This is a genomic window from Flavobacterium sp. KBS0721 (assembly GCF_002007065.3).
GTDB classification, from domain to species: domain Bacteria; phylum Bacteroidota; class Bacteroidia; order Flavobacteriales; family Flavobacteriaceae; genus Flavobacterium; species Flavobacterium piscis.
On record NZ_CP042170.1, the window covers coordinates 1,746,251 to 1,762,099 of the forward strand.

11 protein-coding genes are annotated in these 15,849 nt (G+C 34.3%); 7 read left to right on the forward strand and 4 right to left on the reverse strand.

Annotated elements, in window-relative coordinates; genetic code table 11:
• Positions 1-237: 237 nt before the first annotated feature.
• Positions 238-2,361 carry an outer membrane beta-barrel family protein gene (locus B0M43_RS07730; RefSeq protein WP_078006269.1) on the reverse strand — a complete coding sequence of 708 codons (2,124 nt, stop codon included), beginning with the start codon at positions 2,359-2,361 and terminating at the stop codon, positions 238-240.
• A gap of 708 nt (positions 2,362-3,069) precedes the next feature.
• The gene (gldA, locus tag B0M43_RS07735) at positions 3,070-3,966 is read right to left on the reverse strand and encodes a gliding motility-associated ABC transporter ATP-binding subunit GldA (RefSeq protein ID WP_078006268.1); all 897 of its coding nucleotides are present in this window, start codon (positions 3,964-3,966) and stop codon (positions 3,070-3,072) included.
• Between the two features lie 143 nt (positions 3,967-4,109).
• Between gldA and B0M43_RS07740 the strand changes: the two genes are divergently transcribed.
• Together B0M43_RS07740 and B0M43_RS07745 are read left to right on the forward strand one after the other, a co-directional pair.
• Complete coding sequence (locus tag B0M43_RS07740) at positions 4,110-4,697, forward strand: outer membrane beta-barrel protein (RefSeq protein WP_065448128.1); 588 nt, start codon at positions 4,110-4,112, stop codon at positions 4,695-4,697.
• Positions 4,698-4,906: 209 nt separating this feature from the next.
• On the forward strand, positions 4,907-5,488 hold the full coding sequence (locus B0M43_RS07745; protein ID WP_078006267.1) for an outer membrane beta-barrel protein: 582 nt from the start codon (positions 4,907-4,909) through the stop codon (positions 5,486-5,488).
• A gap of 319 nt (positions 5,489-5,807) precedes the next feature.
• Here B0M43_RS07745 and metE read toward each other — a convergent pair whose 3' ends face one another.
• Positions 5,808-8,129 carry a 5-methyltetrahydropteroyltriglutamate--homocysteine S-methyltransferase gene (gene metE, locus B0M43_RS07750; protein ID WP_078006266.1) on the reverse strand — a complete coding sequence of 774 codons (2,322 nt, stop codon included), beginning with the start codon at positions 8,127-8,129 and terminating at the stop codon, positions 5,808-5,810.
• A 157-nt stretch (positions 8,130-8,286) separates the two neighbouring features.
• Here metE and B0M43_RS07755 point away from each other — a divergent pair, with 157 nt between their 5' ends.
• The 5 genes from B0M43_RS07755 to B0M43_RS07775 all read left to right on the forward strand — a co-directional run bounded on the left by B0M43_RS07755 (position 8,287) and on the right by B0M43_RS07775 (position 14,747).
• Positions 8,287-8,748, forward strand: coding sequence for an Lrp/AsnC family transcriptional regulator (locus B0M43_RS07755; protein ID WP_065448125.1), 462 nt, complete (start codon positions 8,287-8,289; stop codon positions 8,746-8,748).
• Positions 8,749-8,868: 120 nt separating this feature from the next.
• Positions 8,869-10,050, forward strand: coding sequence for an OFA family MFS transporter (locus B0M43_RS07760; RefSeq protein WP_065448124.1), 1,182 nt, complete (start codon positions 8,869-8,871; stop codon positions 10,048-10,050).
• 109 nt (positions 10,051-10,159) lie between these two features.
• Positions 10,160-12,394 carry a formate C-acetyltransferase gene (gene pflB / locus B0M43_RS07765; RefSeq protein WP_078006265.1) on the forward strand — a complete coding sequence of 745 codons (2,235 nt, stop codon included), beginning with the start codon at positions 10,160-10,162 and terminating at the stop codon, positions 12,392-12,394.
• A gap of 84 nt (positions 12,395-12,478) precedes the next feature.
• Positions 12,479-13,261 carry a pyruvate formate-lyase-activating protein gene (gene pflA, locus B0M43_RS07770; protein WP_078006264.1) on the forward strand — a complete coding sequence of 261 codons (783 nt, stop codon included), beginning with the start codon at positions 12,479-12,481 and terminating at the stop codon, positions 13,259-13,261.
• 139 nt (positions 13,262-13,400) lie between these two features.
• Positions 13,401-14,747, forward strand: coding sequence for a deoxyguanosinetriphosphate triphosphohydrolase (locus tag B0M43_RS07775; RefSeq protein ID WP_065448121.1), 1,347 nt, complete (start codon positions 13,401-13,403; stop codon positions 14,745-14,747).
• Between the two features lie 84 nt (positions 14,748-14,831).
• Here B0M43_RS07775 and B0M43_RS07780 read toward each other — a convergent pair whose 3' ends face one another.
• Positions 14,832-15,833: a DUF3078 domain-containing protein gene (locus B0M43_RS07780; protein WP_078006263.1), complete on the reverse strand. Its 1,002-nt coding sequence runs from the start codon at positions 15,831-15,833 to the stop codon at positions 14,832-14,834.
• Positions 15,834-15,849 lie beyond the last annotated feature (16 nt).

Genomic DNA, 15,849 nt, shown 5'->3' on the forward strand with positions numbered 1-15,849 from the left:
GAAGTCCCTCAAAGTGATTCAGCATACGGGACTTCGACTTCGCTCAGTCTGACATTTGTGTAGTATAAAATAGTAAAAATAAACCAGCGCAAATTCGTTTAAATCCGTATCATCCGCGTGCCATTTGAACCAATCAAAGTAATTGATTCTATTAAAAAACAGAAAGAGCCCGCTAACTACAACAGGCTCTTTTCCATCAAAAAAAAACAAAAACAAGGAAACTAAAGATCCAAAATATTAAATTCTATATGTAAAAGCTATTGTTGCAATACGGTTATCCAGGTCATACCTTTTGTTGATACTCGTTTGTGCAATAACTGAATTGATGTGGAAATTATTGGTGTTGAAAATATCAGTAACATTCAGTTTGATAGTACCTTTTTTGGCAAGCACTTGTTTCGAAATTCCGATACTGAAATCAAAGAAAGCATCTCGTTCATATATACCAAGATTCGATTTTGACTGATATTGTGCGTTAGCTTCGGCTTTCCAGCTTTCTGTAATGGTAAATGAGTTTTGTACGCTTAAATTCAAGGTAACAATTGGGGCAATTTTGTCTGTATTCACCACATTGCCCATAAATTTATTTTCGAAAATATTAAAAAGCGTGTTTACAGACCACCATTTATAAATTTCAGCTGTATTGGTAATGTTAGCTCCGTAATTATACGATTTGTCTACATTAATCTGAGATGTTACTGTTGTGTTATCGGCCGGATTGTAAACATACACTTCGGTAAAAACATCTTTGGTTTTGCTAAAGTATAATGAAGCCATAAAAGCACTTTTCCAGGCATATCCAATTTCTGCAGAATGTGTGATTTCAGGAACCAGATTCGGATTTCCCTGAGAGTAATTAAACGAATCATCATAAAAACGAAACGGATTCAAATCGAACTGACTTGGTCTGTTGATTCTTTTACTATATGAAGCATGTATCGAATGATTGCTGGTCAATTCATATTTCATAGAAACACTCGGAAACCATTTTAAATAATCGTCTTCATGTTCTTCATTCAACGTTTTTTGTAAAATGTTTATCGCAGTATATTCAGAACGTAAACCTCCCTGAATATTCAGCTTTTCCATCTGATATTTATAGTTAACATAAGCCGCATAAATTTGTTCTTTGTATTCAAAGTGATTGGTAGAATTAACATCTACAATCCATTGATTGTTTTCGTTGTATTCGTAAACCGATGGATTGTCATTGTTTTTTACGCTGGCTTTAAACCCCCATTCGATAGATTGTTTTTCTTTTAATGGATTTGTAAAATCAACTTTTCCGGTAAAAACCTTCAATTGCGACGGAATAAAACCTCTTCGGTCATTAATGTTATTGGTGCTCAAAGGATCTATATTCGTAGCACTCTGAAACTGATTCGATCTGAATTTCGAAGTTTCATATTCAAAATCAAAAGACATATTTTTTCCTTCGGTATTAAATTTATGAACCCCTGAAAAAGCATACGTATAATCATTCCATTTCTCTTTGCTGTCATTATAGGTCGAGGCATCAAATTGTACCTGATCCATAGCGTTAAGCAACGTATTTCTACCGTTGGCCATGTTTTCGTAACGACCTAATTTAGCATCAACATAAACTTCTAAATTCGTTTTAGGAGAAACTTCATATGTTGTTCCTATTTTAAAATTGTTCGAAGTCAGTGGCTCATCAGTAGTTGAGGTTTGATGGTTTTTTGTCGAAATGGTCTGGCGGCTTGCATCAGTATATTGATTTTGGTCAAATTCTTTACGTTCTTCTTCGCCCCTAAAAGTATAGCTGTAGTTTCCGTAAACACCAAATTTTTCTTTATTGTAACTTAAGTTGGCGCCAGAATTGGTTCTGTTTTTTCGGCCTCTTCCATAATTGGTAAAAACAGTTCCTTTAAGTCCGCCCGCATTTGGTTTCTTTAAAATAATATTGATAATTCCGGCTTTTCCGGTGGCATCATATTTAGAGGAAGGATTGGTAATCACTTCTATTTGTTTGATGTTTGATGAGGTGGTCGATTTTAAATAATTGGCTAGTTCTTTTTGCGAAAGCTGCGTTAATTTGCCATTTATCATTACACCAACGCCTTGTTGTCCGCGAATCGATAATTCGCCATCCTGAGACACGACAACGCCTGGAGCACGGGATAAAACATCTAATGCAGTTCCGCCTTCAGAAACAATACTGTTTTCAACATTAAAAATTAGTCGATCTGATTTTTGAGTATATAGAACTTTCTTTTTTGTAATTACAATTTCATCTAGTGCATTGATAGAAGTTTCGACGATACTATCTGTTTCTTTTTCTGTCTGCGAGTAACCGTAGACCGAAAAAGCGAGCATAAGAGATGTTATAATATTCTTCATGATATTTGGATTTGATTTTTTTGGGAGTAAGGCTTTTAATGTGATGCTAGATTTGTGGGTAGGAGGACTTTATCATTTAAGAAGAAATACTCAGTCTAAAACGATTTGTTCTAATTTATCAGAAAGTAATTTTAGAAGATGTAGAAAATACTTAGATAGTTTTAAAAAATAAGATGAAATAAAGCTGAATACAGAGAACATTTTAGTGGTATTTTGAAGTTTTAATGTTCAAATATAACACTATTTATAACAAGTCTAAATAAAAATAGTTAAAATTTGCCTGTTATATCATAACGAATTGATAATTAGCCTTTCGCGATTTATTAAAAATGGATATAAATACTCTGAAACCAAATTTTGACAATAAAGCCAGCATAAGCAAGCCTGCGTTTAAAAAAGTAATCGATCAATTCCAAACCTGTAAAGTGGGAAAAAAAATTTACCCAAAGCTCGCGAGGTTTTGCTATTAGCTTTTAAAAAGTAAAAGTTCGCAATCCCGATAGCTATCGGGATTGGATTAACTTAGCTTTGCGAACTCTGTGCTTTCTAAAGGCTCTTATATAAAAATCTTTGTGTTCTCTACGGTAAAAATAATTAGTGAAAGTAAGATCAGAAAGTATTGCAAAAAAAGTCAATTATTTCTATAAGAGAAACAATTGACTTTTATCTGTAAGCAATACTGTAAACTGAGACTGTAAACTGAAAACTCTATTTAGTAATTTCTCTAAAAACTGCTTCTAGGTTTTTATTTTTTTGATTGAGCTGTAATGTTTTCAAACCATTTTCGTTGGCGAAATCAAAAATAGCGGGACGCATATCTTTTTCGGCAACAAAAGTGAGTTCCCAGGTCATATCGTGAATATTTTTATATGAGGTAATATTTTCAAGCTTTGCCAGAAGTTGTTCCTGAATCTGATAGTCAAATTCTACTTCGATAACTTGTTCTTTATTTTCAGATACTAAATGATCTAATTTTTTATCGGCAACAATTTGTCCTTTGTCAATAATAATGACACGATCGCAAATAGCTTCGACTTCCTGCATAATATGAGTCGATAAAAAAACTGTTTTATCTTTTCCCACATTTTTAATTACGTTACGAATTTCCATTAACTGATTCGGGTCCAAACCAGTAGTAGGTTCATCCAGAATTAAAACATCCGGATTGTGTAACAAAGCATTCGCAAGTCCCACACGCTGGCGGTATCCTTTAGACAACTGTGCAATTTTTTTATGACTTTCCGGTGTCAGTCCTGTCAGTTGAATTACTTCTTCGATTCTTGATTTTGGAACCTGATAAACATCGGCATTAAAAGCCAAATACTCACGAACATACAAATCCAGATATAACGGATTATGTTCCGGTAAGTATCCAATAGAACGCTGAACTGACTTTGCGCTCGTCATGACATCATGACCATTTACAAGTGCTGAACCGCCATCGGCAAGTAAATAAGTAGTCAAAATTTTCATTAAAGTAGATTTTCCTGCTCCGTTTGGACCAAGAAATCCAACGATTTCTCCTTTTTGGATAGAGAACGAAATTGAATTTAATGCTTTTTGAGTTCCGTAACTTTTTGATATGTTGTTTACTTCTATCGACATGACTTTTTATTTGCTACAAAAGTAAACAGAAATAGTTTTGATTACTAAATTTTGCCTTTTAAAGAATCGAATTTAAAAATGAATTATTCAGGAACAGTGGCATCTTTATTGTTAAAGGAGTATTAAAATTTATAAATATCACAATGAAAAAAATGTTAGTTGTTCTTGCATTAGCTATGTTTAGCTTTGCAAATGCTCAAAAAGGGTCTATTTTAGTTATGGGAAGTATTGAGTACAATTCTCAAAATGTATCAAATGCAGGTTCTGAAACTAAAGAGAATTATTTTGGTTTTTCTCCTAAAGTAGGTTATCAATTTCACGAAAACTGGACTGCGGGTATTGAAGCAGGAGTTGGTTCTTCAAAAAGAGAATTTGGTAATACTGAGGCTAAAGTAAATGATTTCTCTTTAGGAGGTTTTTTACGTTATTCTAAGCCATTAAATCAAACTTTTTCTGCCTATGCTGATTTAGGAGTTGGTTATCAAAGTACAAAAGAAACAAATACTGTTGGACCAATTTCTGGAATTAATAAAGGAGATGGTTTTTATATTGATGTTACTCCTGCAATTTTCATTAATGTTAATAAAGGATTTGGTTTAAACTTCAATATTGGAGGTTTAGGGTATAATACTTATAATTTTGATGGAAATACCGGTAACGGAGATAACGTTAAAAACTTTAATTTCACTTTCGGAAAAGCATTTTCTGTAGGGATCTCAAAAAATTTCTAATTTTTAGAAATATATTTCAATTTCGAAAAGCACTCCTATTTGGAGTGCTTTTTTGTTTTTTAAGTTTTTTCTTTACAGAAATGTTAAGCCAATATTTTTACCTTATTTCTTTAATGTGATGATTTTAACAAATTGTTACTAAATGTGTTGTAGTTGGATATTGGTATTTTTGTTGTTGTGTCTAAGTAAATTTTAATAATCATTTACATATGAAAAAAATGCTACTTATTCTTGCATTAGCTACGGTAAGCTTAGCAAATGCCCAAAAGGGAACAGTTTTAGTTGGTGGAAACATTGGGTATAATTCTCAAAAAATTGACCGCCCAATCGCTGAAGCGAAAACAAATACGTTTGAGTTTTCTCCAAAAGTGGGTTATCAGTTTCACGATAACTGGACATTGGGTGCTGAATTTACGATTCAGTCTACAAAAACTGATAATGGAGGAGGAGAAGGTAAATTTAATGCTTACAAATATGGTGCGTTTGTACGCTATTCGGTTCCGTTAAGTGAGACATTTTCTGTATTTGCTGATTTAGGAGCTGGTTTTCAAAATCAAAAAACCAAAAATTATGAAAATGGAAATCTTGTTGGTAAAAGTAAAGCAGATGGTATGTACGTAGGCATTACTCCGGCTCTTTTTATTAATATGAAAAAAGGTTTTGGTTTAAACTTCAGCATTGGTGGTTTAGGTTACGAAACAATGAATGTTGAGAATAACGGGGGAGATAATAGCCGTTTCTACTTCAATTTTGGTAAAACAGTTAATATTGGAGTTTCTAAAAACTTCTAAATTAATTAAGTTTTAGATTAAATCAAAGCACTTCAATTGAAGTGCTTTTTATTTGTAATTATAACATCTACATCTCCTGAAAATAAAAATTTCTCGCTTAGCCCCGATAGAAGCGGTATCCTGTTGTGGCGGGGTTCGCCATAACAGATATAGTGGATAGCGGGACAAAAGGTGTTTTTGAAAACTGAAATTTTTCTGCTTCAAAAAAAACGAAACGCGAAAATGCCAACAAAAGTGAAGTCGGAAAAATTCATAACTACAAGAATTCCGACTCCACCAGTTGGCACTAAAAAACAAAAATATTTCTAATAAAAAATGATTAATTCACAGGAGTTTCAACAGCAGCTCTCATTTCCTGAGCAGCTGCAACCATTTCGATCAAAGCTTTTTTGGTTTCATCCCAATGGCGTGTTTTTAAACCACAATCAGGATTCACCCATAATTGATCTACCGGAATTACAGCCGAAGCTTTTTCTAACAAACGAACCATTTCGGTACTTGACGGAACACGCGGTGAGTGAATATCGTAAACTCCGGGTCCAATTTCGTTAGGATATTTAAAGTTGGCAAAAGCATCTAAAAGTTCCATTTGAGAGCGTGAACATTCGATTGTGATCACGTCAGCATCCATATCGGCAATATTCTGGATAATATCATTGAACTCGCTGTAGCACATATGCGTATGAATTTGCGTGTCGTCGTTTACACCGCTTGCCGAAATTCTAAAAGCTTTTACAGCCCAATCCAGGTAATTTGCCCAATCTTCTTTTCGTAAAGGCAATCCCTCGCGAATGGCCGGCTCATCGATCTGAATAATTTTGATTCCTGCTTTTTCAAGATCTACCACTTCATCACGAATTGCCAAGGCAATTTGAGTGCAAGTTTCAGAACGCGGCTGATCGTTACGAACAAACGACCATTGCAAAATCGTTACAGGACCAGTAAGCATTCCTTTTACCCATTTAGGGGTCAAAGATTGGGCATATTTAGACCATTTTACGGTCATTGGGTTTGGTCTCGAAACATCACCATAAATAACCGGAGGTTTCACGCAACGGCTACCATAACTTTGTACCCATCCGTTTTTTGTAAAAGTAAAACCTGCCAATTGTTCCCCAAAATACTCCACCATATCGTTACGTTCGAATTCTCCGTGAACCAGGACATCGATTCCGGTTTCTTCCTGAAAACGAATCGTAGCTTCAGTTTCTTTCTCGATCAAGTCGTTGTATTGTTCGGTAGTTAGTTCCCCTTTTTTAAATTTCGCTCTCCAGCTTCTCACTTCAGCGGTTTGAGGAAAAGATCCAATGGTGGTGGTAGGGAACAAGGGCAGGTTTAAGGCTTCGATTTGACTCTTTCTTCTCACAGCAAAAGTACTTTTACGTTTGTCATCTGTTGCTGTAATTGAGGCAACACGCGCTTTAACTTCATTATTATGAATTAATGTTGAGGTTTTACGATTGTCGTTGGCAATTTTGTTTCTTTCGTAAGCAAGAGAGTTTTGTTCAATGGTTTCGTTAGAAGCCAATTGTTTTAATACTACAACTTCATTGATTTTTTGTTTGGCAAAAGCCAGCCATTGTTTGATTTCAGGAGTAAGCGTTTCCTCGTTTGTTTCTAAATCTAAATCGCACGGACTATGAATTAAAGAACATGATGGTGCTACCAGAATTCTGTTTTCGCCTAAAGCATCGGTTGCTTTTTTGATTAAATCTAAAGATTTTTGATAATCATTTTTCCAGATATTTCTTCCGTCAACCACTCCCAAAGAAAGATTTACGTTTGGATCCAGTTTTCCGGATTCTAAAATATCATCTAATTGAGACGGGCAACGTACTAAATCTAAATGAAAAGTATCTACTGGCAAAGCCAATGCCGTTTCAAGATTTTCTCCAAAACAATCAAAATAATTCGCCAGAACGATTTTAATATTCGGGAAACGTTCGTTGATTTGGTTGTACACTTTCGTGAAAGTATTACGCTCTTTGTCAGTTAAGTTTAAAGCTAGGAAAGGTTCATCTAACTGAATGTATGCAACTTTTTCGGCTTGTAGTTTTTCGAAAATTTCGAAGTAAACAGGCAGTAATTTATCGATAAGATCAATTCGGTGAAAACCCTCTTCTTTTTCTTTTCCTAAAAGTAAATAAGAAATGGGCCCTATTAAAACCGGTTTTGTAGCAATTTTTAAAGCATTTGCTTCTTTGAATTCATTGATTATTTTTTCTGAAAACAATTCGAATTTTTGATTCTTGGTAAATTCAGGAACAATATAGTGGTAGTTGGTATCGAACCATTTTGTCATTTCCATGGCTACGACATCCTGACCGTCTTTTTGAGCTCCTCTAGCCATCGCAAAATACAAATCGATAGGAGAGTTTGTTTTTGCCAGTTCGTGGTATCTTTCAGGTATTGCTCCTAAAGTTAAAGTAAGATCGAGTACTTGGTCATAAAAAGAAAAATCATTAGACGGAATCAAATCTACTCCGGCTTCAGCTTGTAAATGCCAGTTTTTGCGACGAATGTCTTTTCCCGTCTGGAGCAATTCATCAACCGAAAGTTGTCCAGCCCAATACAATTCACAGGCTTTTTTTAATTCTCTGTTGCTACCAATTCTTGGATAACCTAAATTATTTGTTTTCATTTTTATTTCAGTATTTTTTACTGAACAAATTTATTGTTTTAGGTTTTATAACTTATATTTGATAATTATTTCAGTAAATTGTATTTTATAAATATCTTATTGGAGATTATATTACTGACGAATCTCTTTAAAAACAATTTTAGCAGTAAAAAACACTATGGAAAACTTAGATAAAACCGATTTGTTGATCCTAAAATACCTTCAGGAGAACTCCAATATCAATACAAAAGACCTTGCAAGTAAATTATTCTTAACTGTTACTCCTGTTTACGAGCGTATAAAAAGACTCGAACGTGACGGGTTTATTACAAAATATGTAGCATTGCTGGATAAGAAAAAAATGAACCGCGGAATGACTGTCTTTTGTAATGTCCGCTTAAAAGAGCATGCGAAAAATGTGGGAAGTAATTTTGTAAAAGATATTGTAGCACTTCCTGAAATTATAGAATGCTATAACATTGCAGGCGATTATGACTTTATGCTTAAAATTTTGGTTCAGGATATGGCTAGTTATCAGGACTTTGTAATGAATAAGTTATCGACTATCGAAAATATAGGAAACACCAACAGTATTTTTGTAATGGGAGAAATAAAACACAGTACAGCATTAGAATTTTAATTTTTTTTACAACGTTTTCGTAAATTTTTATTGGTATTTTGATGAAAACAAGATAAAAATCACGTTTTCTGTTAGTCTTGACTTCTAAATTTGTAAGACGCATATTAAATATGGCGCCTTATGATAAAAATAAATAAATGGGTGATTGCATCAGCAGGAATGTTATTGCAATTATCAATAGGTTCAATTTACGCTTACAGTGTCTGGATTAATCCAATTAACGAATTAAATGGCTGGGATGCCCATCAACTAAAGCTTTCGTTTAGTTTGGCCATCTGTTTTTTAGGCCTTACGGCCGCTTTTATGCAAAAATTTGTTCGAAAAATTGGACCTAAAAAAGCAGGATTACTTGCCGCATTGTTTTTTGGAGTAGGATTAATAGGCAGCGGATTTGCTATTGCAGAAAAGTCATTACTATTGTTTTATTTATTTTATGGCGTAATAAGCGGTATAGGTTTAGGATTTGGATACATAACGCCTATCGCAGTTGTTGTAAAATGGTTTCCTGAAAAGCCCGGCTTTGCAGGCGGATTGGTTATTATGTCTTTTGCCGTGGGATCGATATTAGCTTCAAGACTTATTTTGCCTCTAGTAGAATTACTGGGTGTTCCTGGTGCTTTTTATTTATTAGGCACCGCTTATTTTTTAATAATGGTGTTGGCATCATTATTCCTTATACTTCCTGTTTCCAGTACTCAGATCGAGAATACTGTACAAGATAATGCTACTATTCCTTTAAAAGTATTACTAAAAGACGTTCGTTTTTATGGTCTTTGGTTCATGCTTTTTTTTAATACAATCTGTGGTATTGCTTTGATTTCTATTGCAGCACCAATGGCAAAACAATTAATACATATTACGGATAGCCAGGCGATTAATTTTGTTGCTTTTATCGGTTTTTTTAACGGATTTGGGAGATTGTTCTGGTCCAGTATTTCTGATAAAATTGGCAGATGGTCCACTTTCTTTTTGTTTTATACAATAGGAGCCTGTTGCTTTTTGGTTTTAAGTCAGACAAGTTCTCCAATTTTATTCCAATTAATGATATTTATTATTATTAGTTGTTATGGTGGTGCATTTGCAACAATCCCAGCTTTTGTTAAGGATATTTATGGGCCAAATAAAATGAGCTCGCCTTTTGGTTTTATATTAATAGCCTGGTCAGTAGCTGCCTTTGTTGGTCCGGGATTAATTGGACTAACTAATGATTACACAACGATTTTTTATTTGTTTGCCGGAATTCTGATGTTTACTGCCATTATGTGCGTAATATTAAAACAAAAGCTTATTTATAAAGAATAATTACGAATTTTATAAAAATAAGCTTTGTTTATGATTATTATCATGATTTTAAGCTTGAAAAGTGTCTAAATTTGAGTATATAATAAACGCAATTAAATTATTTTGAGTTATGAAAGCAAGTGTCGAAAAAATGGTATTTACACCCGGAAAATGGGGGGCATCAGTGAACGTTCAGGATTTTGTTTTAAAAAACATTACTCCTTATGAAGGGGATTCTTCTTTTTTATCGGGACCATCTGCAAAAACTACCAATTTATGGAATATCTGTAAAGAGGCTTTATTAAAAGAACGAGCAAATAACGGATGTTCAGCCATAGATGTAGAAACAATCTCAACAATTAATGCATTTAAGCCAGGCTACATTAATAAAGAAGATGAAGTGGTTGTAGGTTTGCAAACAGATCTATTGTTGAAACGAGCAATGAAACCTTTTGGAGGTATTAAATTGGTTGAATCTGCTGTAAAAGAAAGAGGATTGCAAGTTTCTGATCGTGTAATCGATATTTTTAACTACGCTAAAAATCATAACGAAAAAGTTTTTGATGCTTATGATAAAGAAATTAGGGATTATCGTTCTAAACATATATTGACAGGTTTACCTGATAATTATGCCCGCGGACGTATCATTGGTGATTTCCGTCGTATGGCCTTATATGGGGTTAATCAGCTTATTGCTTTTAAAAGAGAAGATCATAATAAGGTTGGCGGTGAAATGACGGAACATAAAGTTCGTTTACGTGAAGAAATTTCGGCTCAAATTAGTGCCTTGCAGGATATGCTTATAATGGCTGCTGATTACGGTTTTGATATTTCACTTCCTGCGCAAAATGCAAAAGAAGCTGTTCAATGGGTTTATTTTGCTTATTTAGCTGCAGTTAAAGAACAAGATGGAGCCGCAATGTCTTTAGGAAACGTATCTTCATTCCTTGATATTTATATAGAAAGAGACCTTAAAGAAGGATTAATTTCAGAATTTGAAGCACAGGAATTGGTAGATCAGTTTGTAATGAAATTGAGAATGGTGCGCCATTTAAGACCTGGAGCTTATGATGAAATTTTTGGAGGAGACCCAACCTGGGTAACAGAATGTATTGGAGGTATGTTTAATGACGGAAGAACGAAAGTAACCAAAACTTCATTCAGATTCCTTCAGACATTATATAATTTAGGAGCTTCTCCAGAACCAAATTTAACGGTTTTATGGTCAGATGATCTTCCGCAGGGATTTAAAGATTTCTGTGCGCAAGTATCAATTGATACATCATCAATTCAATACGAAAATGATGATTTGATGAGACCAAACAGAGGTTCTGATGATTACGGAATTGCTTGTTGTGTATCGCATCAGGAAATTGGTAAATCAATTCAGCACTTTGGGGCACGTGCCAATTTGCCAAAAGCATTATTAATTGCTTTAAACGGAGGTAGAGAAGAACGTGGCGGAGCATTAATCATGAAAGATATTCCGTTTATTCACGACGAAGTATTAGACTATAATGTAGTAAGCAATGTATTTAAACGTACGCTAAAAGAGGTTGCCAGAGTATATGCCAAATCAATGTATATTATTCATTATATGCATGATAAGTATTATTACGAAAGAGCTCAGATGGCTATGATTGACTCTGATCCGCACGTTGATATTGCTTATGGAGCTGCAGGTATTTCAATTATTGCAGATTCGTTATCTGCCATTAAATATGCTAAAGTAAAACCAGTAAGAAATGAAAACGGAATTACAGTAGATTTTAATATCGAGGGTGATTATCCTAAGTTTGGTAATGATGATGACAGAGTAGATTCTATTGCTCAGGAAATTACAGCTTTCTTTATCAAAGAGCTTAGAAAACATACTGCATATAAAAATGCAACACCAACTCTTTCATTATTGACGATTACTTCGAATGTAATGTACGGAACCAATACAGGAGCAACTCCTGACGGACGTAAAGATGGTGAGTCTTTTGCGCCAGGAGCAAACCCAATGCATGGTCGTGATTGTAGTGGAGCAATTGCTTCATTAAATTCTGTAGCAAAATTAGATTACAATGATGCACAAGATGGTATTTCTAACACGTTTTCAATGATTCCGAAATCATTAGGAGATACCAGAGCAGAACAGGTAACAAATTTGGTAAACACCATAGATGGTTATTTTGCGCAAATGGCACATCACTTAAATGTAAATGTATTAAATCGCGAAACCCTTCAAGATGCTTATAATCATCCTGAAAATCATCCACAATTGACCATAAGAGTTTCGGGTTATGCTGTTAATTTTGTGAGATTATCAAGAGCGCATCAATTAGAAGTTATAGCGCGTACTTTTCATGAAGCAATGTAAATCGAGCGAATTGTAAAGTTAAAATAGGTTGGCTGGAATGTAGTCAGCCTATTTTTTTTTAAATTTATTTAAAATATATAAATTATGTATTTTCAATTACAAGATATTGAAGCCGCTAAATTAAACATTGATGATCCGGATCATTTAAGAATACACTCTCTCGAAACCTTTGGTACTCATGATGGTCCCGGTATTCGAATGGTTGTATTTGCGCAGGGATGTCAGTTTAGGTGTTTGTATTGTCAGAATCCGGACACACTCGATGTAAAAGGAGGCTCTTTGGTCGAAATAGAAGAATTAGTAAAAAGAGCTGTTCGCCAAAAAAGCTATTTTGGTAAAACCGGAGGAGTTACAGTTTCCGGAGGAGAACCTTTACTCCAAAGAAATAAGTTACTGCACTTTTTTAAATTGCTTCACGAACAGGGAATCAATACCTGCCTGGATACCAACGGAAGACTAAATAATCATCAGGCACAGGAACTTTTTGATAATACGGATCTTTTGTTATTGGATGTCAAACACATTAATGACGAGATACATCACAAATTAACCGGTTTAACCAACAAAAATACCTTAGAAGTTGCTGCTTATAGAGAATCTACCGGAAAACCAATGTGGCTAAGATATGTTCTAGTTCCCGGCTGGACAGACCAACCGCAATATCTGGAAGAATGGGGACAACATTTTACCAATTATAAAACGGTTGGACGCGTAGAGATTATTCCGTTTCACCAGCTCGGATCTCAAAAATGGGAATTGCTTAATATGCCTTATGCACTTAAAGATACTGCAGCACCAACAGCAGAAAGTAAAGCAGAAGCATTTGCTATTTTTAGTAAATATTTCAAAAATGTAATATTGAAGTAGCAAGTTGCGTGTAGCCCGAATATACAGGAGGTTTATCTTTTAAATAGTACATTTTGTTGAATGAAATCCTAAATAAAACGTATTTTTGACGCTTAGATGAGAAATCTACAATCTACAATCTGAATTCTAAAATACAAAAATGAACTGGGAACAACTTTTATCACTCAAACGCCAAGGCGATACTAGCAAGAGATTACGTGTAGAACAAGACGATACCCGACTGGGTTTTGAGGTTGATTATGATAGAATTATCTTTTCGGCTGCATTTCGATCACTTCAGGATAAAACACAGGTTATTCCGCTTTCTAAAATAGATTTTGTACACACTAGACTTACGCATAGTTTAGAAGTTTCGGTTGTAGGACGTTCTCTTGGACGTTTGGTTGGAAAAAAAATCATTGAGAAATATCCTCACTTAAAAGAAATTCACGGCTATCATATGAATGATTTTGGTGCTATTGTAGCTGCTGCTTCTTTGGCACACGATATTGGAAATCCACCTTTTGGGCATTCTGGTGAAAAAGCCATTGGAGAATATTTTTCGATAGGAAACGGATTAAAATATAAAGATCAGTTAACTGCCAAACAATGGCAGGATTTAATTGATTTTGAGGGAAATGCAAACGGATTTTCGGTTCTTACAGCAAGTCGTCCCGGAATTGAGGGCGGTCTTAGAATTTCATACGCGACTTTAGGTGCTTTTATGAAATATCCAAAAGAAAGCTTACCTAAAAAACCAACAAATGATATCGCCGATAAAAAATACGGTTTCTTCCAGACGGATAAAGCATTCTTTGAAGAGGTAGCCAAAGATATGGGCATGATTGCCAATAAATCAGGAGATGATATTGGTTTTGAAAGACATCCTCTGGCTTATTTGGTTGAAGCGGCAGATGATATTTGTTATACTATCATCGACTTTGAAGACGGAATAAATTTAGGATTAGTATCTGAAGATTATGCTTTAGAATATTTAATAAAATTGGTAAAAGATAATATTGGCGTTGCCAAATACAAAACTTTAACCACCAAAGAAGATAGAATTAGTTATTTGCGTGCTCTTGCAATTGGAACTTTGATCAACGATGCCGTAAATGTTTTTATTGAAAATGAAGAAGCGATCCTGGCAGGAAAATTCCCTTTTGCTTTAACCGATAAAAGTAAATACAAAGCACAGATGAATGATATTATCAATTTAAGCGTTGATAAAATTTATCAGAGCCGCGAGGTTATAGAGAAAGAAATTGTAGGTTATCAAATCATTCAGACTTTACTGGATAAATTTATAACTGCATTTAATAATAAATACGAAGGCACTGCTTCAAACTACGATAAATTAATTTTGAAAATGTTGCCTGAAAAGCATCAATTAGAAAAAGAGAATTTATACGAACGTTTGCTTCATATTTGTCATTACGTTTCGCTTTTAACGGATGGAAACGCATTAGAACTATTCGAAACCATTAACGGAAGAAAAAAGAATTAAATATTTTTTTCTTTTTGATATAAAAAAAAACACCCGATAGAAATTGTTTCTATCGGGTGTTTTTTGCTTAATAGCGATACTGTTTTATTGAAAAGCATATACTAAACCTACGCCCAAAACCTGTCTCAGCTGAGCTCTTGGCCCGTCATTTACCTGAGAAGTTGATCCTGTTGTAGGGTCAACAACGTCTTTCTTTGTTTTAATATCATCATCATATACCAAATGAATACCAATATTTGCTTTTACATAAGCATTTACAACAAGATCTAAACGAGTATCATAATCTACGTCGACATTCCCAAATTTGTTTAAATAATCGGTGTATAAGCTTAATCTGTTCTCGTAGAAAATGTTTTTGAAAATTTCGTTTTTCATGTATGCAGTTAGTAAAATACCAAATTCCGCTTTTACTTTTTGTCCGTTTTCAACTATAATTTGAGAATTAGGATCCATAGGATCCGGAGCATAAATTGCTTTTTTAACACCAAAAGATCCTTGGTTGGCCAAATCCTGATCTAACACCAAAGTAGTTTTTAAGGTAATAGGAGAGAAGTAAAACGTTCTGTTTTTCTTTTTATTTGAGTTTTCAGCTCCAGCTCCCAAAAATACATAGGCTGGTGCAAAAGGTTTCGAAATAGCAATATCTCTGTTTGGGTAATTGTATCCGTTTGTAAACTGCGTATTGAAATTAAACTTAGCCGAATAATACCAATTCGAAATCGTATCTTTTCTAAATCCGTAAGTAGAATTCAGCATAACGGCATCATCAGTCTTTCTTAATTCCGTCCCGTCTTGTTTATTTAAGCCATATTTTACGATAAGTTCGTTCGCCCATTTATGATTTCCTTTGATATAAGTTCTTCCAAATTCACCCTTAAATAAACCTGAGATCGAACTTGTTCCCCCCGCACTCCAGTTCACAAAAGCGATTTCGGAAATGTCAAATCCCAATTGATTTTTTTTAGTCCAGTTAGAAGGTGGTGGCGGCAGCTGATTAGGCGCTAAAGTCGTTTGTATAATTTGAGCAAAGTTATGTGAGGTACACAAAAGCAATAAAAGCAAAAGGGTAGAACGCAATAATTTCATTATGAATTAGTTTTTA